17 protein-coding genes and 1 pseudogene are annotated in these 23,128 nt (G+C 69.5%); 12 read left to right on the forward strand and 6 right to left on the reverse strand.

The annotated features are described in order from the left end of the window. Positions 1-48: 48 nt before the first annotated feature. From ACIQHQ_RS01485 to ACIQHQ_RS01520, 8 genes are all read left to right on the forward strand, one after another. Positions 49-1,440 (forward strand): APC family permease, encoded by a 1,392-nt coding sequence (locus tag ACIQHQ_RS01485; RefSeq protein WP_402608969.1) that lies wholly within the window; start codon positions 49-51, stop codon positions 1,438-1,440. Between the two features lie 192 nt (positions 1,441-1,632). After that, a complete protein-coding gene (locus tag ACIQHQ_RS01490; RefSeq protein WP_402608971.1) occupies positions 1,633-4,287 on the forward strand; it encodes a CocE/NonD family hydrolase in 2,655 nt (884 codons plus the stop codon). Beyond that, positions 4,284-5,150 (forward strand): ABC transporter permease, encoded by an 867-nt coding sequence (locus tag ACIQHQ_RS01495; protein WP_402608973.1) that lies wholly within the window; start codon positions 4,284-4,286, stop codon positions 5,148-5,150. Before ACIQHQ_RS01490 ends, ACIQHQ_RS01495 begins: the two co-directional genes overlap by 4 nt. Positions 5,151-5,951: 801 nt before the next feature. Next, positions 5,952-6,296, forward strand: a complete 345-nt coding sequence (locus ACIQHQ_RS01500; RefSeq protein WP_402608975.1) for a hypothetical protein — start codon at positions 5,952-5,954, stop codon at positions 6,294-6,296. A 949-nt stretch (positions 6,297-7,245) separates the two neighbouring features. Beyond that, positions 7,246-7,644 (forward strand): hypothetical protein, encoded by a 399-nt coding sequence (locus ACIQHQ_RS01505; protein ID WP_402608977.1) that lies wholly within the window; start codon positions 7,246-7,248, stop codon positions 7,642-7,644. A 749-nt stretch (positions 7,645-8,393) separates the two neighbouring features. Beyond that, entirely contained in the window at positions 8,394-9,176 is a 783-nt protein-coding gene (locus ACIQHQ_RS01510; RefSeq protein ID WP_402608979.1) for an LPXTG cell wall anchor domain-containing protein, read from the forward strand. A gap of 506 nt (positions 9,177-9,682) precedes the next feature. Then, positions 9,683-10,273, forward strand: a complete 591-nt coding sequence (locus ACIQHQ_RS01515) for a tyrosinase family oxidase copper chaperone (protein ID WP_402608981.1) — start codon at positions 9,683-9,685, stop codon at positions 10,271-10,273. Continuing rightward, entirely contained in the window at positions 10,257-11,123 is an 867-nt protein-coding gene (locus tag ACIQHQ_RS01520; RefSeq protein ID WP_402608983.1) for a tyrosinase family protein, read from the forward strand. Before ACIQHQ_RS01515 ends, ACIQHQ_RS01520 begins: the two co-directional genes overlap by 17 nt. A gap of 163 nt (positions 11,124-11,286) precedes the next feature. On the opposite strand, the pseudogene ACIQHQ_RS01525 reads toward ACIQHQ_RS01520, so the two are convergent. Further along, positions 11,287-11,663 (reverse strand): annotated as a pseudogene (locus ACIQHQ_RS01525) (NAD(P)-dependent oxidoreductase); the annotation flags it as partial. Between the two features lie 1,192 nt (positions 11,664-12,855). Here ACIQHQ_RS01525 and ACIQHQ_RS01530 point away from each other — a divergent pair. The 4 genes from ACIQHQ_RS01530 to yjfF all read left to right on the forward strand — a co-directional run bounded on the left by ACIQHQ_RS01530 (position 12,856) and on the right by yjfF (position 17,606). After that, positions 12,856-13,860, forward strand: coding sequence for a substrate-binding domain-containing protein (locus ACIQHQ_RS01530; protein ID WP_402608985.1), 1,005 nt, complete (start codon positions 12,856-12,858; stop codon positions 13,858-13,860). Positions 13,861-13,957: 97 nt separating this feature from the next. Then, positions 13,958-15,496: a sugar ABC transporter ATP-binding protein gene (locus ACIQHQ_RS01535; protein ID WP_402608987.1), complete on the forward strand. Its 1,539-nt coding sequence runs from the start codon at positions 13,958-13,960 to the stop codon at positions 15,494-15,496. Beyond that, on the forward strand, positions 15,493-16,587 hold the full coding sequence (locus tag ACIQHQ_RS01540; RefSeq protein WP_402608989.1) for an ABC transporter permease: 1,095 nt from the start codon (positions 15,493-15,495) through the stop codon (positions 16,585-16,587). Before ACIQHQ_RS01535 ends, ACIQHQ_RS01540 begins: the two co-directional genes overlap by 4 nt. Beyond that, on the forward strand, positions 16,584-17,606 hold the full coding sequence (gene yjfF, locus ACIQHQ_RS01545; RefSeq protein WP_402608991.1) for a galactofuranose ABC transporter, permease protein YjfF: 1,023 nt from the start codon (positions 16,584-16,586) through the stop codon (positions 17,604-17,606). The genes ACIQHQ_RS01540 and yjfF overlap by 4 nt, the downstream gene beginning before the upstream one ends. Before the next feature lie 542 nt (positions 17,607-18,148). Here yjfF and ACIQHQ_RS01550 read toward each other — a convergent pair. From ACIQHQ_RS01550 to ACIQHQ_RS01570, 5 genes are all read right to left on the reverse strand, one after another. Continuing rightward, positions 18,149-18,625 (reverse strand): AbfB domain-containing protein, encoded by a 477-nt coding sequence (locus ACIQHQ_RS01550; RefSeq protein WP_402610593.1) that lies wholly within the window; start codon positions 18,623-18,625, stop codon positions 18,149-18,151. 155 nt (positions 18,626-18,780) lie between these two features. Beyond that, positions 18,781-20,214, reverse strand: coding sequence for a glycoside hydrolase family 43 protein (locus ACIQHQ_RS01555; protein WP_402608993.1), 1,434 nt, complete (start codon positions 20,212-20,214; stop codon positions 18,781-18,783). 915 nt (positions 20,215-21,129) lie between these two features. After that, positions 21,130-21,558: a VOC family protein gene (locus ACIQHQ_RS01560; protein WP_402608995.1), complete on the reverse strand. Its 429-nt coding sequence runs from the start codon at positions 21,556-21,558 to the stop codon at positions 21,130-21,132. 156 nt (positions 21,559-21,714) lie between these two features. Beyond that, the gene (locus ACIQHQ_RS01565; RefSeq protein ID WP_402608997.1) at positions 21,715-22,170 is read right to left on the reverse strand and encodes a type II toxin-antitoxin system VapC family toxin; all 456 of its coding nucleotides are present in this window, start codon (positions 22,168-22,170) and stop codon (positions 21,715-21,717) included. Further along, positions 22,160-22,429 carry a type II toxin-antitoxin system Phd/YefM family antitoxin gene (locus ACIQHQ_RS01570; RefSeq protein WP_402608999.1) on the reverse strand — a complete coding sequence of 90 codons (270 nt, stop codon included), beginning with the start codon at positions 22,427-22,429 and terminating at the stop codon, positions 22,160-22,162. The genes ACIQHQ_RS01565 and ACIQHQ_RS01570 overlap by 11 nt, the downstream gene beginning before the upstream one ends. Positions 22,430-23,128 lie beyond the last annotated feature (699 nt).

Raw genomic sequence — 23,128 nt, forward strand, 5'->3', positions numbered from 1 at the left:
GGGGTTCGATGCTGCGCACGTTCACCGCCGAGCCGAGGGAACCGCCGCATGACCGACACGCTCCGCCCCGTAGAGACCGCCGTCGCGCACGCGCCGGACGGTCATCCCGGGAAGCTCAAGCGCTCCATCGGAGTCGTCGGCGGCACCCTCCTCACCCTCTCCTGCGTCACCCCCGCCTCCACCCTGTTCGTGGTGGTCCCCGACCTGTTCGGCTCACTCGGCACCGCCACCCCCCTCACCATCGCCATCGGCTCGCTGCTCTGCGTCGCGGTGGCGTTCTGCTACTCGGAGCTGGGCACCCTCATCCCCAGCGCCGGCGGCGAGTACGCCATGGTCTCGACGCTGGCGGGCCGGCTCGCGGGCTGGCTGGTGTTCGTCCTGTCCCTGCTGGTCGTGATGATCGTCCCGCCGGTCATCGCGATGGGCACGGCCGACTACCTCGCCCCCCTCGCGCACCTCGACCCCTCCTGGACGGGCGCCTCGGTCATGCTCCTCGCGACCCTGGCCGGCCTGCTCGACCTGCGCGCCAACGCCTGGATCACCGGCGTCTTCCTGGTCCTGGAGGTCATCGCGGCGGCCGTGGTGGCGGTCCTGGGCTTCACCCACGCCGAGCGCGGAGCCGACAGCCTGGTCTCGATGCAGGCGGCGGGCCCGAGCGGAGCCCCGGACACCGTCACCGCCCTCCTCGTCGTCTCCGGCCTGGCCATCGCCCTGTTCGTCACCCAGGGCTTCTCCACCGCCGTCTACCTCTCCGAGGAACTGGAGAACCCGCGCCGCTCGGTGGCCCGTACGGTCCTGGCCACCCTCGCCATCTCCACCGTGATCATCCTGGTCCCGGTCGCCGCCATCACCCTGGGCGCCCCGGACCTGGCCGCCCTGACCGGCGGGGACATCAGCACCATGGTCACCGCCTGGTCCAACTCGGCCGTCGGCACGTTCGTCAGCCTCTGCGTGGCCCTCGCGATCATCAACGCCGGCATCGTCATGGTCATCCAGAACTCCCGCGTCCTGTTCGCCTCGGCCCGCGACAAAGCCTGGCCGGAGCCGGTCAACGCCCTCTTCTCCCGCCTCGGCCGCTTCGGCTCCCCCTGGTTCTCCACCCTCGCGGTGGGCATCCCCGGCGCGGCCCTGTGCTTCGTGAACCTCGACACCCTCTACGGCGTCACCGGCGTCTCGGTGACGGGCATGTACCTGCTGGTCGCCGTCGCCACGCTGCTGTCCCGCCGGGGACACCACAAGCACACCCCGGCCTGGCGCATGCCCCTGTGGCCGGCGGCCCCGCTCCTGCTGATCGTGGTCCTGCTCCACATCCTGATCCAGCAGGACCCGGCGTACCTCCTGTGGACCGGCGGCATCACGGCAGCGGCCACCCTGTACTGGGCCCTGTACCTGCGCCCGCGCAGGGAGACGCGGTGGCTGGTGTCCGTGCCGGAGGCGTGACGTCCAGGGGCGCGGGGAACCGCGCGAACAGCCACAACGCACACTCGCAGACGACCTCGGGCAGCACACGCCGAGCTGGACGCCGTACACCACCCGCAGTACCCGGCCAACTCCGTGTACACCCCTGGGAGGCCCCCCACTTCCGCCTCCGGTCGACACCTGCTCGACAGGTTCACCCCGTACCGTTGACACATGGATCTTCGACTGCCCGGACTCCGCGGGCTGACCCGGCGACCCCGGCGCCTCATGGCCGCCGGGGCCGCTGTCGTCGTGCTCGCCGGAGCGGGCACCTGGACCGCCGTCGCGGGCGACGACGCACCCCCGGTCCACCGCGAGGACCGGGTCCTGCCCACGGTCGACGGAACCCGCGTCGACACCTCGTTCTTCACCTCCCAAGGAGCCGGCCGCCGCCCCGCCGTCCTGCTCGGGCACGGCTTCGGCGGCAGCAAGAAGGACGTCCGGCAGCAGGCCGAGGACCTCGCCCGGGACGGCTACGCGGTCCTGACCTGGTCGGCGCGCGGCTTCGGCAGGTCGACCGGGAAGATCGGCCTGAACGACCCGAAGGGCGAGGTCGCCGACGTCTCGAAGCTCCTCGACTGGCTGGCCAAGCAGCCCCAGGTCGAGCTCGACAAGCAGGGCGACCCCCGCGTCGGCATGGCCGGCGGCTCCTACGGCGGCGCGATCGCCCTGCTCACGGCGGGCCACGACCCCCGTGTCGACGCCATCGCCCCGTCGATCACCTACTGGAACCTGGCCGACGCCCTGTTCCCCAACGGCGTGTTCAAGAAGCTGTGGGCCGGCATCTTCGTCAACTCCGGCGGCGGCTGCGAGAAGTTCGAGCCCGCGCTGTGCCGCATGTACGAGCGGGTCGCCGAGTCGGGCGAGCCGGACGCCGAGGCGCGCAAGCTGCTGGAGGAGCGTTCACCGTCGGCGGTCGGCAGGAACATCAAGGTGCCGACGCTGCTGACACAGGGCCAGTCCGACTCCCTCTTCCCGCTCGGCCAGACCGACCGGGCCGCGAAGGCGATCCGGGCCAACGGCGCCCCCGTCGACGTCGACTGGATCGCCGGCGGCCACGACGGCGGCGACATGGAGACCGGCCGGGTCGAGGCCCGCGTGACGTCCTGGTTCGACCGCTATCTGAAGGACGACAAGGGCGCCGGCACCGGCCCCGCCTTCCGCGTCACCCGCACCCTCGGCACGGGCTCCGGTGACGGCGAACCCCGCCTGACCGGAGTGACGTCGGATCGCTACCCCGGCCTGGAGAGCAAGCAGCGCTCCATCGCCCTGACGGGCCGCGAGCAGAGCTTCGACAACCCGCCCGGCGCCAGCCCGCCCGGCGTCTCCGCCCTGCCCGGCCTCGGCGGCGCCGGCGGCCTCAGCCGGCTCTCCACGCTGGGCATCGGCGTCTCCCTCGACTTCCCCGGCCAGTTCGCCGCGTTCGAGTCGGCGCCCTTCCGGGACGACGTGCAGATCACCGGCTCCCCGACGGCGACCGTCCATGTGAAGTCCACCAGCGACGACGCCGTGCTCTTCGCCAAGGTCTACGACGTCGGCCCCGGCCGCACCCAGCCGGTGCTGCCCTCCCAGCTGGTCACACCCATCAGGGTCGAGGGCGCCAAGGCAGGCAAGGACGTCACCATCACGCTCCCGGCGATCGACCACGAGGTCGACGACGGCCACCGGCTGCGCCTGGTCCTCGCCTCCACGGACCTGGGCTACGCCTCCCCGGCGGCCCCCGCGACGTACACCGTCTCCCTCAAGGGCGACCTGTTGGTCCCCTCCGTGCTCGGACAGCGCGACACCGGGGCCGGGCTGCCCGCGTGGGTGTGGTGGCTGCCGCTCGCCGGCGCCGCCATCGCGCTGGCGCTGATCATCACGGGACGCCGCCGCACGGCCGCCCCCGCCCCACCCGACCCCGCACTCGCCGGCGTCCCCCTCCAGATCACCGACCTGACCAAGCGCTACGCGAAGGCGTCCGACCGGTACGCCGTCAAGGACCTCTCCTTCCGCGTGGAGAAGGGCCAGGTTCTGGGCCTGCTCGGCCCCAACGGGGCGGGCAAGACCACCACCCTGCGCATGCTGATGGGCCTGATCAAGCCCGACGGCGGCGAGATCCGCGTCTTCGGCCACGCCATCGGCCCCGGCGCCCCGGTGCTCTCCCGGGTCGGCGCCTTCGTCGAGGGCGCGGGCTTCCTGCCCCATCTGTCCGGCCGGGAGAACCTGGAGCTGTACTGGCGCGCCACCGGCCGCCCCGCCGAGGACGCGCACCTGGAGGAGGCCCTGGAGATCGCGGGTCTGGGCGACGCCCTCGCCCGCGCGGTGCGCACCTACTCCCAGGGCATGCGCCAGCGCCTGGCCATCGCCCAGGCCATGCTCGGCCTGCCGGACCTGCTCATCCTCGACGAGCCCACCAACGGCTTGGACCCGCCCCAGATCCGCGAGATGCGCGAGGTGATGATCCGCTACGCCGCCGCCGGCCGCACGGTCATCGTCTCCAGCCACCTCCTCGCGGAGGTCGAGCAGACCTGCACCCACCTGGTCGTGATGGACCACGGCCGGCTCGTCCAGGCGGGCCCGGTCGCGGACATCGTCGGCTCGGGTGACACCCTCCTCGTGGGCACGGCCGCGCCCGTGGACGAGCCCGTCCTGGAGAAGGTCACCGCCCTGCCCGGCGTCGCCTCGGCCGTGCGCGCCGACGAGGGCCTGCTCGTGCGGCTCGACGCCGACGGCACCCCGCAGCGCCTGGTCGCCGACCTCGTACGGCTGGACGTCGCGGTCGCGTCGGTCGGCCCGCACCGCCGCCTGGAGGACGCCTTCCTCACCCTGATCGGAGCCGAAGCATGAGCACGCTCGCCGAGCCGCCCGCCGAGGTCGCCGACGGCTACCGCGCGGGCCGCACCCTGCCCCTGCGCGTCGAGCTGGTCCGCCAGCTCAAGCGGCGCCGCACGCAGGTCATGGCCGGCGTCCTGGTCGCCCTGCCGGTCATCCTCCTCATCGCCTTCCAGGTCGGCGGCGACCCGGGCGGCAACAACAACCGCATCAACCTCATGGACACGGCCACCGCGTCCGGGGCCAACTTCGCCGCGGTCAACCTCTTCTCCGCGGCCGGCTTCCTGCTCGTCATCCCCGTCGCCCTGTTCTGCGGCGACACCGTCGCCTCGGAGGCGAGCTGGTCCTCCCTGCGCTACCTGCTCGCGGCCCCCGTGCCCCGGGCCCGGCTGCTGTGGTCCAAGCTCGTCGTCGGACTCACCCTGAGCCTGGCAGCGATGGTCCTGCTCCCGGTCGTCGCCCTCGCCGTCGGCACGGCCGCCTACGGCTGGGGCCCGCTCGAACTGCCCACCGGCGGCACCCTGCCCACCGGCACGGCCGCCCAGCGGCTGCTGATCGTCGTGGCGTACATCATGGTGTCCCAACTGGTCACCGCCGCCCTGGCGTTCTGGCTGTCGACCCGGACGGACGCCCCGCTCGGCGCCGTCGGCGGCGCGGTGTTCCTCACCATCATCGGCAGCGTCCTCGACGAGGTGACGGCCCTCGGCGACTGGCGCCACTTCCTGCCCGCGCACTGGCAGTACGCCTGGCTCGACGCCGTCAGGCCCCGGCTGGAGTGGTCGGACATGATCCAGGGAACGTCGATCTCGGTCACGTACGCGCTCGTGCTGTTCGCCCTGGCCTTTCGCGGTTTCGCCCGCAAGGACGTCGTCTCCTAGTGCTGTGACCGCATGGGATCGCCGGTCCGGGCTGCGGTGAAGAGGGGGCGTCCGTCCGCCCCAGCGGATGCCCTTCTCACTCCGGACGCGGGCGCGTTCCTTTGCGTTGGCCGGTTCCGCCTGACGGCGCGGGAACGCTGTGTGTCCCCGCCGCCGTGAAAGCGGCCCTCCAGCACGCCCTCGGCACTCTTGCCGCCCGGTCCGCCACGCGGGCAACGCGGTCCGGTGTATGGGGCGCGGACCGCGCACACCTGCCTTCCCGTGGAGACCGGTTCGGATGACGTCACGAGTCCGGCCGCCGCCACCGACGCTCGCAGCCGGGACGGTGTCGTGAAGTGGGTCGACCCTGAGGGGGAGTGGGCGTCATCTCGCAGGACGGCGGAGCACCGGACGTGGCCGGTCACGGCGGCGTGAACCGCACGCCCGTCCGCCGAAGCCCGTCCGAGCCACCAGGGCACACCGCCCAAACGCGTCGTGTGCGGGCCCACGCAGGCCACCGGTCCGAGGGGCCGCGGCCGCGCCGGCAGGCATGAACCGTCCTTGCGTGAACCAGGCGGTCTCCTGCGCCGAGTCCCTCCGCGAGCTCCAACTCGTCGACCCGCCCCGCACACACACGCGAGAAGAACACGAACACCGGTCACCCGCGAGGCGGAGCCCGGCAGAAGCCGGGCGTGGCGGGTTGCGGGGCCCATGGGCCCGTGGTCGCATCTCCCCCGAAAGGCGCATAAGGGATCTCCGGGCGCCTTGGTCGAGGACAGGGCACCTGTGGTGGCCTGCCCCAGAAACAACGTGGAAGGACTCATGCCTCACCTCATGCTCCGTTCGGCGGCCACGGCCCTCCTTGCTTCCGCACCACTGTGGATCGCCGCGCCCGCTCAGGCCGCCGTGCAGCAGGACTTCCCCTGTGACGTCGGGCTTCAGAAGATCAGCGACACCGAAACCAGCACCATCAACGTCAGCGCCACCTGTGCCACGGCGCGGACTGTCGGTGTGAAGATCTCCGCGGGTGACGCCGAACTCGCGAACACCGAGATCGGCGTCAAGGCCGGTGTGCAGCGCACCGTCAGCATCACCGTGCCGAAGGTCGAGCGGGTCTGCGCCACTCTGCAGACCGGCGGCAAGAGCGTCACGATCTGCAGCGGCTGACGGTGCTCCCTCGCCGGCTTCCCTCTGCGACATCCACCTGAACGAACACGGCCGCCGCCCCTTCACGATCCGCAAGGACGGGGCGGCGGCCGTCGGCGTACCACCGGCCGCTGGGGCCGGCACAGGTCCCAGAGCCGCTGCGGGCGGCGAGCGCCGTCGATCCCGCCGTGGCTGACCGCCTCCAGGGGCCACCTGGGCCGCCCCGCCGCTCCCTGCCCTACGCAAGGGTGCTCACCGGCTCCCCGCCGCCACGACCGCCTGACTCTCCGTGAACTGCCGCGCCCGGTCCGGAGCCGGGGCCCGCCCGGCTTGGCGTTGATGACCTCTTGCGGGATTCCGGCTTCACGCATGCGCCGGCCGGGTTCATGCTCCCGTGACCGGTGCGGGGTGTGCGGCATGCCGGAGAAGCTGCCAGGCGTGAGCGCGATGACGTGTGCGGGGCGCAACTCGTGACGGCGATCGCCGACTACGGCTCGGCGCCCGCGGGCGGCACGCCGGCGGACTCCCGGACGGGATTCCGCCGCCGTACCGGGACGCACCGGCCCGCGAGGCGAATCTCCTTCGCATCGACGGGTTGGCTGTTCCCTCACACCCTCACCATCCACTGGGCCGAGCCTCAGGGCGCCGGGCCATACGGGGCGCGAACCTCCGGCCATCGATGCATTCGAGCCGCTGCCGGGGAACGGATGAATGCCCCCCGGGCCCCGCTTTCAAGCAGCAGGCGAAGACAAGGCGCCTATTCAACTCCGTTTCCCGGCCGATGCATCACCGCTCTCCTGGCTGATCGAGGTGCCGTGACCTGCGCTTTATGTAATTCATATCACCCGTCATGCGGGGCCATCTGGATGAAGTTGGGGGGGCAGAGCCCTCTCAAGTGGTGTGCGGTTCGGAGTTGGGGCAATATCGGTTCCGTTCTTCCAACGGAGAAGGACCGAAACGGAGAGATTCAATGCGCAAGAGCATGAAGTTGGGTGCCGCCTCGGCCCTCGCCGCTGTGGCCATCGTCGCCGGTTCCGCCTCGGCCGCCAGCGCCGGTACGAGCCACGGTTCGGACGACCCGTACGTCTGCGGCAACACCGAGGCGGAGGCGGACCGGGACGTGACCGGTGACGGCTCGGTTCCGAACTGCCAGTTCGGCGACATCAACATCTTCAACACCAACACGAACGACATCGAGAACGACAACGAGAACGAGAACGTCAACGTCAACGACAACGAGGCTGAGGCCGAGGCCGAGGCCGACGCCGACGCCGACGCCGCGCTCGTGCTCGACCTCGGTGTGGTCATCGATCTCCTCGACCCGATCCTCGGTGAGGAGCCGGCGCCCGCCCCTGCGCCCGCCGTGTGACGTCTGCAAGACAAACAGAGCTCCCGGACTTCGATCCTGGATGGTGACTGTTCGAGTCCCGTCCGGCGGTCACGGGTAGCCATTCACGATTCCCGAGGATTCGTGACCAAAGCTGAAGGCGTCTCTCCCTGACCGGCGGATGGGGCAGCATCCAAATCTGCTGCGGGAGAGGCGCTTTCTGCTTCACGGGGTGCTGATAGCCGAAATCGTCGCGCCTCAGGCGATTGCGCAAGTGAACGCACCCCGGAGGGAAAATGAGTGAGGCGATCGTCCTGCCGCGTTGTCCGGAGACGGGCAAGGCATCGTTCCGCACCGAAGGCGGGGCTCGCGCGTGGTTGGTCAGACAGCCGCTGTTGGAGCGAATTCCGGACCGGATCTATCAGTGCCCATGCTGCCGGTATTGGCATTTCACCGGATCGCACCATCTGACAAGTCAGAAAATCAAGCGGCGGCGAAACTACGGCAGGCGTGAAGCCGCTCCCCGGCGCAGTCGTGGGAGGAGGGGGAAGGCCTGACAAGCGAGTGGCCGGTCGAAAGGGCACGAGGCTTCACCGTTCCGGCTGCAGCCGCAGGCACCTCCCTTGATCCCGGTGTGCGACAACCATGAGAAATCCACAGCACCTGCCGTCCGGCGACGGCGAGCCGTCATCGGCACAGCGGTCGACTGGCTGTCGGGGGGCCGGCCCTGATCCTGTACCTCGGGCTCCACAGCCCGGTCCACCAGTCCTTCGAGCAGGAAGACGACGAGATTGCGACAGAACCTGAGCAGGGCATTGTTCGTGGCCGCCGCCGCGACGAGCATCCTGCCCCTGTACGGTGGCGCTGCGTTCGCGGACTCCCGGTCCGACGTTCCCGCGAATGCCTGCGGTAGTCCGAGCGGCGCGGGTGCCTCACTGGACCCGTCCCTCGAGAAGCACTGCGATGCCGGCCCGAACCCGCACGCTGCCGTCCGCAACTTTGACAGCAGCGAGAACTTCAGGCACTTCGGCAGAAACCACGCAGGTGGTTCCGCCGGCGCTGACGAAGCCGGTTACGGCGACGAAGGTGGCTACGGCGGCGAAGAGTCCGGCTATGGCGACGAGTCCGGCTATGGCGACGAGTCCGGGTACGGCGACGAGTCCGGCTACGGTGACGACGAGCCCGGCTACGGCGGTGAAAAGCCCGGTTACGGCGGCGAGAAGCCCGGCTACGGTGACGACGAGCCCGGCTACGGCGGTGAAAAGCCCGGTTACGGCGGCGAGAAGCCCGGTTACGGTGACGACGAGCCCGGCTACGGCGGTGAGAAGCCCGGCTACGGTGACGACGAGCCCGGCTACGGCGACACCCCGTCTACGCCGCCGAGCACCCAGCCGCCGGTGAAGCACCAGCCTCCGACGTCGCCCAAGCCCGGCGAAGAGCCCCCCGCTGAGCCGCCCTCCCTCGCCGAAACCGGCAGTGAGCAGCAGGTGCTCGCGGCCTCGGGGCTCGCCGCGATCCTTACGGCGAGCGGCGTCGTCCTGTACCGCAGGGGCCGGGCGATCTCCCGTCGGTAGTGGCTCCACCTCCTCCGGGTGCCGGACGCACAGCGTCCGGCACCCGGGCATGTGGCGAAACCCTCTCACTCGTACGACGAGTGCAGCGGACGTACACATGACTGATCAGTGGAGTGACCCGACCGAACGGGGCGGCGCGCGCTGCGGCTGCTGCCGATGAGCGGACGAAAGAGCAGCCATGGCCGCACAACGACGGTTGCGCGGCAGATGGCTCGTGTACGTCGTCGCCGGTACCGCCGTGTCGGCCGCCTGGTGCCGGGACCGGGGCACGCGGTGGGGACCGGGGAGGAGAGGGCCGCCACGAGACCGGTGCCGCCAACGGCAGGCCAGGCACGGCCGGCAGGCTGCCCCCCACTCCAGCGACCCGCGCGTCCTACCCGCGATCGCGGCTTCGGCGCAGGGACTCGGAGAGGTATGCCCGGGCCGAATCGACCGCGCACGGGATCGGCCCGTCGAGTACGTGTCACGGCGCGGACCGCCTGTCACGGCGAAGGAGGAACCAGGCATTGAGAATCGGTGAACCACCGCACCCACAACCAGCGCGCCCCGCGGCGCCCACACCCGAGGCGACCGGCCCCGCCTGCCCTGCGGCGAAGTCGCCGGCCGTCCACCCCGGCAAGAGCACGGCACGACGCCGGGTGCTGTGGGGACTGCTCGTGGTGCCGTTCGCGGTGGCTCTCCCCGCGGCCCTGGTGGCGTCGGAGCCGGCCCCAGGGGAGTCGGAGCCGGAGGGGAAGGCACCGGGACCGGCCGGAGAGGAGGAGCGGTTCGACGAGACCTATCGCGGGCGCCGCATCGCCGGTGTCAGGGACGACTCCGGGCGGTCCGGGGAGGCCGGCCCGAGCGGGTGGCACGTCACAGTGGACGGGCGGCCGTTGCATCTGATGCGCCGGGCGGACGGCAGCTGGATGAGCATGGTCGACCACTACCAGTCGTACGCGACCCCGCTCGCCGCCGCGCGCGCTGCCGTCGACGAACTCGGCCCCGCCGCACGGCTGGGCACACCGGGTGACCGGAGCAGTCGTACGCAGGAGAGTCGAACGGCGGACGGAAACAAGGGCATCGAGGGGGAGCATCGCCATGGTGTACACACGTAAGGACGTCAGCACGCTGACCCGGTCCGAGCGGAGCCGGCTCGTCAACGCCCTGCTGGAACTCAAACGGCGTGGTGAGTACGACGAGTTCGTGCGCACGCACATCGAGTACTACACCCCCGATGGTGAGGGCGGTCTGCGTGCCGCCCACATGGCGCCGTCCTTCCTGCCCTGGCATCGCAGGTTCCTGCTGGATGTGGAGAACGCGCTGCGCCGCGTGGACGAGTCGGTGACGCTCCCGTACTGGGACTGGACGCGCGATCGCACGCCGAGGGGCGTCCCGTGGACCGATGACCTGCTCGGGGGCACCGGGCGATCTTCCGACCGGCAGGTGATGTCCGGCCCCTTCGCCTACCGCCACGGCAGGTGGCCGATCAAGGTCGGAATCACCGACACGGAGTACCTCACCCGTGACCTGGGCCGTCCCAGGGACCCGATCGCGTTGCCCACGGCTGGGGACCTGACAGGGGCGCTCAACGATCCCGTCTACGACACGGCGCCATGGGACTCCAGGTCGGCCAAGGGGTTCCGCAACAAGCTGGAGGGGTGGGGGCCCGGGCGGGGCTCCACCTCCTGGCGCACCCACAACCGGGTCCACCGTTGGGTCGGCGGCCACATGATGGGCGGCGCATCCGTCAACGACCCCGTCTTCTGGTTGCATCACGCCTTCGTGGACCTTCTCTGGTTCCGCTGGCAGCAGCGGCATCCGGGCGCCCGCTATCGCCCCGCGAAACCGCTCGGCGAGGGGGACGCACAACACGGCCGAGTCGTCGCGCGGCACGAGAGGATGCCGCCGTGGGACATCACGCCGGACGAGTTGGAGGACCAGAGCCGCATCTACCGGTACGCGTAGTCCGTACGAGCCGAGTACGGTGCGGCCGAGTGCGCAGGCGCCCACGAGTGCCGCGGGCCCTCGTGGGCGCGTCCAGCAGAGGCTTCGCGGCCGCGGCCGCCGTCGACGCGGGCGCTGTGACCGCCGGGCAGGGCGTCACTGGCCGCACACCTCGATGGGGCGCCAGGAGCCGCACGCGCGAACCGGCCGGACAGGCACGGACGTTCTCGACCGCCTGGACGTAGTACGTCTCGTGGTCGGCGCGGGATACGCAGCTCAGGTGCAAGGTGGCGAGCAAGCGCGGGCGAACGCATCGGATGGCCGGTGGACGGCGGCACGAGGTCGAAGACGTCGACACCGCGCCGACGATACGACCCGACCTCAGGGGGGCGAGGAGGACGTCCTGGTCGACGATCGCCGCGCCTGAGGTGTTGATCAGGTAGGCGGCCGGCTTGAGGAGCGCGAGTCGGCCGGGCCGAGCAGGCCACGGGTGCGGTCCCCGAGGGCGAGGTGGACCGACAGGACGTCGCTGCCCGCCGGCAGCTCCTCCTTGGAGGGGGCGCACCGGTTCTCGGCGGCCTTCCCCTCGTGGACGGGGGATCGAGCCATCAGCGATTTCGCGCACGCCTTCCGCACCCTCCAGCACATCCCCGGATCGCCAAGAGATCCGGCGTCGGCCGAACCTCCACGGCTCGCCCCGAACCGCGGTGAGACCTCGCCCATCTGAGTTCGCCGACGGCGACGCGGTCCGGACGTCGGTCGTCGGCAGCGGGTGACGGCCCAAGCCATCCGCGTCCGAGATCTCGTACAGGGTTCGATGCGCCGTTCAAGGACCGAAAATATGGCCACGCCCGCCGAGCGTCAATATCTCTGCCGCAAAGACGATTCCGCACCGGGTGACCGTGCGGCCGTTCGCTGCCCCGCGTTACGCAAACGTGATGGCCCGTTCTCGCGCAACCCCTTGACCTGCTGGAACGGTAGGCGCTCACTATGACCTTCGCATTCATCGACCGCTTCAGGGGGAGCCGTGGCACACCCGGCACACAGCAGCACCTCCCTGGCGGATCGCCAACCTGTTACAGACCTGCCGCAGGGCAGCCACCACGGAGGTGCGGTCATGGCGCAACCCCTGCTGCGGCCGCCCGCCCTTTCGGTGGTCGCGGCCGGCAGTGGCCGCGTCCCGGAGGTGCTCCGGCGCCATGAAGGGCCAGCGCCTCGGCGCGCAGCCGGCCACCGGGTGCCTCCTGGTGTCCGGTTGCCGCGTCACCTGGGATCTCGCGGGTTCCGGGAAGCGGCTGGAGGCCGGCGGCCGGATCGCCGTGCGGGCCGGGAACCGCTCCGGCGGGCGGGCCGGGCTCCGACCGCCCTCTTAACCGGCCGACGACCATGAGGTGCCGGCTGTCGCGGACGCCGGGCGAGGCCGGCCTCCGCACCTCCCACGACACCCCGGCGGCCCGGGTGCCTCGCGTCCCCGAATCGCAGTTCTTCGCTCATCCGCCGAGTGCCGTCCGCCAGGACCTCTCCGCGGTGGGGAGGCGAAACCCTCGCCTTTCCTTCGAGCCGCTCCACTTCCCCCGGGAAGCCCACCACGTCCCGACGACCCGCTGACGGCATCCTCCCATATGTTCGACATTTCGAACGTTGGCCGATCGGCAGAACAGCCCCTCCGTTCCACAGCTCCCGACGGACCGTCGGAAGCGACCTCACGCAACCGAGTCCAATCCCCGGGCCGGCTCTACGCAGGAGAAGAAACATGCTGAACAGAAGAAACTTCCTCACCGCGGCGGTCGGTGTGGCGGCCACGACCGGACTCGCAGCCTGCGCCAAGGACGACGGCAGCTCCACCGCCTCCTCCGGCGGCGGCAGCAAGGCCATCACCCTCGGCTTCTCGCAGGTCGGCTCGGAGAGCGGCTGGCGGACCGCCAACAGCGATTCGGTGAAGTCGGCCGCGAAGGAGGCGGGCTACACCCTCAAGTTCTCCGACGCGCAGCAGAAGCAGGAGAACCAGATCTCCGCGATCCGCAACTACATCGCGCAGAAGGTCGACGTCATCGCCTTCTCGCCGGTGGTCGTCACCGGCTGGGACGCGGTGCTCAAGGAGGCCAAGGCCGCGAAGATCCCCGTGGTCCTCACCGACCGCTCCGTGGAGACGTCCGACCAGTCCCTCTACGTGACCCTGGTCGGCTCCGACTTCACGGACGAGGGCCGGCGCGCCGCCCGCATGCTGGAGAAGGTCCTGGAGACGGCCGGCCACAAGGGCAAGGTGAAGATCGCGCAGCTGGAGGGCACGACCGGTGCCGCCCCGGCGATCGAGCGTGCCAAGGGCTTCAAGGAGGTCATGGACGCGGAGCACAAGGACGACTGGAAGATCGTCGCCAGCCAGACCGGTGACTTCACCCGTGCCGGCGGCAAGCAGGTCATGGCGGCCTTCCTGCAGTCCAACCCGGACGTCAACGTGCTCTTCGCGCACAACGACGACATGGCCATCGGCGCCATCCAGGCCATCGAGGCCGCCGGCAAGAAGCCCGGCAAGGACATCCTCATCGTCTCGATCGACGGCGTGAAGGACGGCTTCGTCGCCATGTCCGAAGGCAAGATCAACGGCATTGTCGAGTGCAACCCGCTGCTCGGTCCCCAGTTGATGGAGGTCGTGAAGAAGGTCCACGGCGGCGAGAAGGTCGAGCGGTGGATCAAGACCAAGGAGAGCGACTTCACGCAGGACCAGGCCAAGGACGCGCTCCCCACCCGCAAGTACTGACCGACCGCACCCACCCGCAGGGAGCCTCCGGCCGGCCGAGATCCCCCGGCCGAGAGGCTCCCTGCGGACCTGAACTCTTTGTGTGAGGAGCGCTGCCATGGCAGAGCCGCGGCCCGTCCTGGAGATGACGGGCATAGTCAAGGAATTTCCGGGGGTCAGGGCTCTGTCGGGTGTCGACTTCCGGCTCTTCCCGGGAGAGATCCACGCCCTGATGGGCGAGAACGGCGCCGGGAAGTCCACCCTGATCAAGGTGCTGACGGGCGTCTACTCCCTGGACGGCGGCACGGTCACCCTCGACGGTGAGTCCGTACGGTTCGGCAGCCCGCTGCAGGCGCAGCAGGCCGGCATCAGCACCGTCTACCAAGAGGTCAACCTCTGCCCCAACCTGTCGGTGGCGGAGAACATCTTCATCGGACGCGAACCCACCCGCGCGGGCCGCATCCAGTGGAAGCGGATGCGCAAGGAGGCGGCGGAACTGGTCGACCGGCTCGGGCTCGACATCGACGTCACGGCGCCGCTGTCCTCGTACCCGCTGGCCGTGCAGCAACTGGTCGCGATCGTACGGTCGGTGGGCACCGGAGACAGCGACGGCCAGGGATCCGGCACCAAGGTGCTGGTCCTCGACGAGCCCACCTCCAGCCTCGACCGCGACGAAGTCCTCGAACTCTTCCGTCTGATGCGGCAGTTGAGGGACGAGGGCGTCGCGATCCTGTTCGTGTCGCACTTCCTCGACCAGATCTACGAGGTCTGCGACCGGATGACCGTCCTGCGCAACGGCACCCTGGTCGGCGAGCACATGGTCCGTGACCTCGACCAGGTCGGACTGATCGAGCTGATGATCGGCAAGGCCCTGGACCAGCTCGAGGAGCTCCACGAGCACCAGCTGCGTTCCGACGTCGGCGAGACGCTGGTCAAGGCCGAGGGCCTGGGCCGGACGGGCGGTATCGCCCCCTTCGACCTGGAGATCAAGAAGGGCGAGGTGATCGGGCTCGCCGGTCTCCTCGGATCGGGCCGCACCGAACTCGCCCGGCTGCTGTTCGGCGCCGACCAGCCGGACAGCGGCAAGGTGTCCATCAGCGGCAGACAGGTCCCGATGAACGCCCCGAACGACGCCATCGGCGCCGGCGTCGCGTTCTGCTCGGAGAACCGCAAGACCGAGGGGCTGGTCCCCGACCTGACCGTGCGCGAGAACATCATCCTCGCCCTCCAGGCGGCCCGCGGCTGGACCCGGCCCATCCCGGTCTCCCAGCGCGACGAACTCGTCGCCAAGTACATCAAGGCGCTGGACATCCGCCCCGCCAACCCGGAGGCTCGCGTCGGCCAGCTCAGCGGCGGCAACCAGCAGAAGGTGCTGCTGGCCCGCTGGCTGATCACCCAGCCGCAGCTGCTGATCCTGGACGAGCCGACGCGCGGCATCGACGTCGGCGCGAAGGCGGAGATCCAGAAACTGGTGGTGTCCCTCTCCGAGGACGGCATGTCCGTGCTGTACATCGCGGCCGAACTGGAGGAGGTCCTCCGGCTCAGCCACACCATCGGAGTGCTGCGCGACCGCAAGCTGGTGGCGCGGCTGACCAACGGGCCGGAGATCACCACCAGCAAGATCCTCGAGACCATCGCGAGCGGAGAACACCAGTGACCACCACCTCCCGCTGGCGAGCATTGACGCGTCACCACCTGTTCTGGCCGGTCGCGGTCCTGATCGCCCTGCTGCTCGTCAACGTCCCCTTCACACCCGACTTCTTCTCGATCAAGATGACGGACGGCCACCTCTACGGCAGCCTCGTCTCCATCGTGCTGTTCGGCTCACCGCTGATCCTGGTGGCGGTCGGCATGACCCTGGTCATCGCCACCGGCGGCATCGACCTCTCCGTCGGTGCCGTGGTCGCCATCACCGGCGCCCTGACCTGTTCGTACATCAGTGACCAGGCCGACCAGAACGCCCTGTCCGCGGTGTTCCTGGCGATGGGCATCGGGCTGGTGGCCGCGATCGTCTGCGGCCTGTGGAACGGCTTCCTGGTGGCCAGAATGGGCATCCAGCCCATCATCGCGACCCTCATCATCATGGTCGCGGGCCGAGGTGTCGCACAGCTGATCACCGACGGCCAGATCATCACCATCAACAGCGAGCCGTACAAGCTGATCGGCGGCGGCTACTGGCTGACCCTGCCCTTCTCCATCTTCGTGGTGGCCGCGGTCGTGGCCGTCACCGTGGCGCTGACCCGCCGCACGGCGCTCGGCCTGCTGGTCGAGTCGGTCGGCGGCAACGCCGAGGCCAGCCGCCTGGTCGGCATCAGGTCCACGCGCATCAAGGTCATGGTCTACATGTTCTGCGCGCTGTGCGCGGGCATCGCGGGTCTGATGATCAGTTCCAACACCTCGGCAGCCGACGGCAACAACGCCGGCCTGTGGATCGAACTGGACGCGATCCTCGCCGTGGTGATCGGCGGCACCTCACTGCTGGGCGGCCGGTTCTCCATCGGAGGCACGGTGGTCGGCGCCCTCGTCATCCAGACCCTGACCACCACCATCTACACCATCGGCGTGCCGACCCAGACCAACCTGGTCTTCAAGGCCGTCGTCGTCATCGTCGTCTGCCTGCTGCAGTCCCCGAAGTTCCGGGCCAAGGTGTTCGGCTCGAAGGGCACCAAGGGCCCGCGCCGGGACGCTGCCCCGGTGGAGCCCGCTGCGGCGGCCGGCGCCGCCCCGAAGATGGAGGTGTCGCGATGAGCGCGACCACCCAGACCCCCAAGGCGGCCAAGAGCGGCACCGCCTCCCGTGCCGCGCGCCTGCTCGGTGACCGGCGTCTGCCCGTCCTGGTCACGGCCGCCCTGTTCATCGCGATGTACATCGGTGGCCTCAGCCGGTACCAGAACTACGGGTTCGCCGAACCACAGGTGTTCCTCAACCTGTTCATCGACAACGGCTACCTGCTGGTCGCAGCCATCGGAGCCACCTTCGTCATCCTGTCCGGCGGCATCGACCTGTCCGTGGGCTCGGTGATCGGCTTCACCACCATGTTCACGGCATGGCTGGTGGAACGTCAGGGGCTGCCGCTGGTGCTGGTGGTCCCCCTCGCGCTGGCGGTGGGCGCCTTCGGGGGGTTCCTGATGGGCTATGTGATCCACAACTTCGAGATCCAGCCGTTCATCGTCACCCTCGCCGGGCTCTTCCTCTTCCGCGGACTGTGCCTGGTCATCAGCAAGGAGTCGATCTCCATCGGTGACGCCTCGGTGGGCACCCTGGCCCAGACGCGGGTGTCGCTCGGCGTGGGGGAACTGTCGATCGGCGCCCTGGTGGCCCTGATCCTCCTCGGTGTCGCCTGCTACGTCCTCCACTACACCCGCTTCGGACGCCGTGTGTACGCCATCGGCGGCAACGAGCAGTCGGCTCTGCTCATGGGTCTTCCCCTGGGCGGCACGAAGATCGCCGTGTACACGGTGAGCGGCTTCTGCTCGGCCCTGGCGGGTCTGCTGTTCATGCTGTACATCCAGTCGGGCGACCCTCTGCACGCCATCGGCATGGAACTCGACGCCATCGCCGCCGTGGTCATCGGCGGCACCCTGCTGACCGGCGGTTCCGGTTATGTGCTGGGCACACTCTTCGGTGTGCTGGTGCTCGGCCTGATCAAGACCGTCATCACGTTCGAGGGGACGCTCAGCTCCTGGTGGACGAAGATCGCCACCGGAGTGCTGCTGTGCGCCTTCATCCTGATCCAACGGACCATGACGTCACGTCAGAAGACCTGACCTGACCGGCAGGGTCACGGCGTCCGGGTAACGGCGCACTTCGTACCCATCCGGGCCGCAGTCGTTCTCAACAGCCTGGAAGGCTTCCTCAAGGGGCCGACTCACCAGCGGCGGGCCGCCACCCGTCGCTGGTGAGTCGGCCTGTCGCCGTTTCACGAGGCCGGCCATCGGCAGGCGGGCGTCAGCTCAGTCGCCGAACGCGCCGGCCTCCTCCAGGGCGCGCCTGCGCACCTCCTGGCCACAGGTGCAGGCATCCGTCGCCCAGGGCCCGGAGGATCCTCGTGAGAGCCGACTCGCCCTCCCGTGGCGCGTCCGCAACTCCCGGGAGCGCCCACGCCGGCCAGCCGGGTACCGAGGAAGGCCGCTGCCCCAGCGAGGGCAGTCCCCCTCTTGGGAGAACCGGTGTCGTCCAGGCTGAGCACGAGGTCGGCGGTGCCCAGGTGCTCAGCAACGTTTCGCTGCCGGCCGGCCCGGGCCGCAACACCAACGCCGGGTGCCCCCACGGCAAAGCGGTGCGGGGCACCCGGCGAACGAGGGAACGATCAGGCCCAGGGTCTGACCGCCCTGAAGGAACTGTCGGAGCGGAACGTGGCGTTGTCCTGGAAGGGGTCGACGCGCAGCTCGTAGTCGTAGTGGCGGAGGTAGCGGCCGGGGTGGTTGTACGACTCCAGGCCCACCGAGCCGGTGGCCGAACCCGCCCGGGCGCAGTAGGTGGCGTCCTTGTTGAAGGACGCGGTGCCGTTGCTCGCGTCGAAGCGGGCCCGGAAGTCCACGTGGCGCAGATAGCGGCCGGATGCGTCACGGAACGAGTAGCAGCTGCCGTCGGCCAGGCCGGGGATGACGGTAGACGTGGCGCTCTGCTTGACCGCCGTGGTGCTGGAGGACGTCACCGGATCGAGGTAACCGCGGCTGTCCGAGCGTACGACGGCGTAGCGGCCGGGAAAGTTGACCGACTGGAGCGAGCGGGTGGTGCCGGTCGGCAGGGCGGTGCCGCTGGTGACCGGGTCGATGCCGCTCAGGGTGGGGACGACCCTTCTTGATCAGTGCGTGGCGCGGGCCGCTTGGCGGCGTGGCCGGGAGCGCCGGGATGGTCACGACGACGCCACGCCGCCGGCAGAGGAGTGATGCGGACCCGCCACCGGCGGGCGGGTTCCGGCATCCCCGTCGGCGCGGGTCAGCGCGTCACGCCGAAGGTGGCGTCGCTGCGCCCTGTCGCGTTGGTGATCGGGTCGAGCCGCAGTTGGTACGAGTAGTGCCGGATGTAGCGGTCGGGGTGGTTGTACGACTGGAACGACGACCATGTCGCGTCAGCGAGCCCCGCGACCTGGCGGAAGGTGGCGTCCTGGGCGAACTGGGTGGTGCCGTCGTTGTAGGCGAGCTGGAAGTCGAAGTTGTTCTGGCGCAGGAAGTACCCGGGGAAGTTCACCGACTCGAAGGAGACGGTGCCGGACCCCGCCAGGCCCGTCCTCAGCCGGAACTGGGAGTCCTGGCTGGTACTGACGTTCTGGTCGATGCGCACGTCGAAGTTGGTGTGCCGCACGTACCGGTCCTGGAAGTTGTACGACTGGAGCCGGTTGGCCGCCGTGTTGGGCCAGCGTGCGAGCACGCGGCTCTCCTCGGCGGCCGTCATGTTCAGGATCCAGCCGTGGCGCTTCTTCGTGCCACCCATGTTGTAGCTTCCCGAGGCCTGACGCTGGTAGGCGCTGGGGTTGGACGGGTCGGTCGTCAGCACCGGCATGTAACCGCCACTTGTGGCGTACTGGTCCAGGTAGAGGGCCCACTTGTTGCTGCCGTTGAACTTCATCCACATAGGGCCTTCGACCTGGGAACCGGTCAGGCCGATGCCGGAGAGGTTGCCGAGGTTGGTCCACGTCCCGAGGATCGAATTGCTGCCCTCGAGGGTGATCTGGCCGTCGCCGGAGGCCCGCACGTAGCGGTAGTTGCCCACTCCGGACGGTGTCTCGATGATCTGGGTGTCGATGATGCCCTGGGTGCCGGGCCGGTCGATGTGGAGCTGGGGGGTGGTGATGGTGCGGAAGTCGGTGGTGCGGGCGTAGTAGATGCGGTGCTTCAGCACGCCGTTCAGCGTCGCGTTCGTCGCCCAGTACAGGACGTAGTCGTTGGTGGCCGGGTTCCAGATCGCTTCCGGTGCCCACGCGTTGCGGCCGTCGGGGATCGCGCCGGCGACGTTGAGCAGCCGCGGTGCCGACCAGGTGGCCAGGTCCGTGGACTCCCACACCACGAGGTTGCGGCTGCCGTTGGTCTGGGAGTCGCCCCACGACTGCCCACAGCCGATGCACAGGTCGGTCGCGATGATCCAGTACTTGCTACCGTCGGGAGAGCGCACCAGTGCGGGGTCGCGCACCCCGCGCGTGCCGACCGTGGAGCGCAGGACCATGCCTCCGCCGTTCAGGTCGTTCCAGTGCAGACCGTCCGTGCTGTGCGAGAGGTACATCTGCTGGTTGGTCGACCCCTCCCCGGTGAAGTGCACCATCAGGTAGCCCGGGTCGGCGGCGGCGGCCCGCTGGGGTGTGGTCAGGACCTGGGAGGTGAAGAGCAGGCAGGCAGCGACGAATATCGCCGCCAGCCGGGAGAGAAAGACGGGCATGTGTATTTCCTGTCTTGGTCGGGGCGCCTCGATCGGGTGAGAACGGGTTCAGCGGAGTGGCGACGGTGGGCAGGCCGCCTGTGCGGCGTTCACCCACGTGACCACGAGCCGTTCGGCGGGTGTTGAAATGCGCATGACAAGCACACCCTTGTTCTCACCGCGGAGTGTGGACGCGGTGGCTGTTCAGAACGCGTCGTCGTGCCGGGTCATCGCTCGGACTCCGTCGCGTTCTCGTCATGGCCCGGGGCGTCGGGGGTGTTTCGTCCGGCCGAGGGGGTGGTGGACGAAGAGGCCGTTTTCCACCGCGGTCGCTTACTCAGGTTGGATGCGCGGGCCGGGCGAGAGCGAGGGTCAACGGCCCCATTCTGTTCGATATTTAGAATGATGTCTGGAAATTCGGCCAGACGCTATAGGGGCCGTGAGAAGGTGTCAAGATGGCCGGCGGTAGACGGCCCGCTGCCGTGGCGATGAATCCGGCAGAACGCGTCAGGTGGATCCGTCCGGCCAGAGGGGCCGCATCCTCGCTGGTCACTCCCAGCGCCACCCGTCGTTCGAGAAACACCGAATTTTCGTGATCGGCGGTCTCGGCCCAGCGAGCCCGAGTGCCCGCTCCTTTCGGTGGGGCGACCCGCCATGAATCCTCTGCCGGGACGACGAGTTGCCCACGGGTGCGGGCGCGGGTGCGGGTGCGGGTGCGGGTGCGGTGCGGGCGTCGAGCTTGGCGGGCAGTCGGGCTGTGCGGGTCCCGCCCTTGAGCGACGTCGACGGCTTACGGCCCGCCCGGCGGCCGGATCGTCGGCCTCGTTGGTGTGCGTAAAGCGCTTGCTGTTATTTCTGGGGACCTCTGGCTGATGACCGCCCCTCGTGCCTTCGCCCTGGCTCATGGGGACGGTGCGAAGGCACGTTCGCGGTCTCTCAGTCGATGCAGAACTCGTTGCCCTCGATATCCAGCATAGGGATGCACGAATCATTGCCGTCGTACAGCGTGCGCACGTGCACCGCACCGAGCGGGACCAATCGTGCGCATTCCGCCTCGAGTGCGGCGAGGCGCTCTTCCCCCACGAGTCCGGTGCCGACCCGCACATCAAGATGCACCCGGTTCTTGGCGGCCTTCCCCTCGGGGACACGCTGGAAGTACAGCCGCGGGCCCACACCTGAGGGATCGACGCAGGCGAACCAGGAATCCCGCTGCTCAGGTGGCTGCGAGCGCTTGAAATCGTCCCAAGTGGCAAACCCCGCCGGTGGCGGCGGTATGACGTACCCCAGCACCTCGCACCAGAAACGAGCGAGACGCTCGGGTTCTGCGCAGTCGAAGGTGACTTGGAACTTCTTGATCGGCGTCATCGGGAAACTGTATGGGCGCGTGCCGGCACCGAGGCGCCGGGCGCCGCCCTCGTGCAGATCGAGGTCTCGCGTGACGTGAGGTGGTGACGGGCGGTGGTGCCCGCGACCGGGAGCGGAACCACCTTGCTTCCGGCGCAGGGCGGGGCGGACGGGGTGCTACCGGTCGTGCAGGATCTCGGGCCGGGTGACGGGCACGATGGTGATCAGGTCGTCGAGGCCCTTGAAGTCGTCGGGGTTGGTGGTGAACAGGGGCAGCTCCTCGGCGGCCGCGACGGCGGCGATCATCAGGTCGGCCACACGGCGACGGGGCTTGCGGCCTGCGGAGACGACGGCGGCGCAGATCCTGCCGTAGATGCGGGCCGCCTCCACGTCGAAGGGGATGGGGTCGAATTCGTTTTCGGCGCGCTGTAGGACGTCCATGCGGCGGGCCCGCTCGGCGTGTTCGTCGTAGTCGCTCTGCTCGCCGCCGCGCACCTGGTGGGGGCCTGCGGAGAGTTCCGCGAGGGTGATGGCGCTGATGGCCATCTCGGCAGGTAGCTCGTCGGCGTCGATCCACTTGCGCAGGATCATGATGTTGGTGTCGAGCAGGCCTTGCTCGTACTCAACGGGCATACGGGTCGTCCCACTCCTGATCGACGACGGCGTCCTGGTCGTCACGGAAGGCGTCGAGCGACATGTCGGCGGCGGTACGTGACATGGCCGCGAACTCGGCGCGGGGAACGAAACGGCGACGGCGGCGGAGCGGGATCAGCTCGCCGACCCGGTGTCCGTCGCGGGTGACGGTGAAGGCCTGTCCTCCCTGGACGGCGTCCATGATCTCTTTGGAGCGGGTGCGCAGATCGCGCTGAGTGATCTCCGGCTGCGCTGTCATGCTGTCCACGATAGCGAAGGTGTGCTACCTGGTGCTACACCGTTCCCCGCGGTTGCGGACAGGTGAAGGTGCCTGCTCCAGGGCGATGTGCATCCGGACACGAAAAAACCTCTCACGCGTTTCCGCAGGTGAGAGGCTGTATGCGCCCCCGGCGGAACGTGAATTTGCGGCCAAGCGCTTGGAAGGCGCTTGGTGGATCTGGTGCCGCACCCTTGCTGTCGAACCCGTGCTGGAGAAGGTCCGCGTGCCCCGCATCGGGCCGGGCCAGCCACGCGTCCATCCCAATCGCGTGCGGGCGGACAAGGCGTACGCCTCCCGCAGGATCCGCGCCGACCTGCGCCGCCGCGGGACCCGCTGCACCATCCCGGACAAGGCCGACCAGGCACGCAACCGCCAAAAACTCGGCTCCCGCGGCGGCCGACCGCCACGCTTCGACCCGGCGGACTACCGCGAGCGCCATGCGGTCGAGTGCGGGATCAACGGCATCAAAAGACACCGCGGCCGTCGCCACGCGATATGGCAAGCTCGCGGCGTCGGAGGGTTACTGCCACCGGCAGATGATCGATGCGGTGCGCTACCTCGTCGACAACGGCATCAAGTGGCGGGTGCCCGCCGCTCACTGCGAGATCGTCTACGCGATCCCGATGTGGAGCGTGTATCGAAAGTGCTGCCCTGCGCCTGAGCTGTGTGTGCGAAGGC

It is taken from the genome of Streptomyces sp. NPDC092370 (assembly GCF_044755265.1).
In the GTDB taxonomy this organism is placed as follows: domain Bacteria; phylum Actinomycetota; class Actinomycetes; order Streptomycetales; family Streptomycetaceae; genus Streptomyces.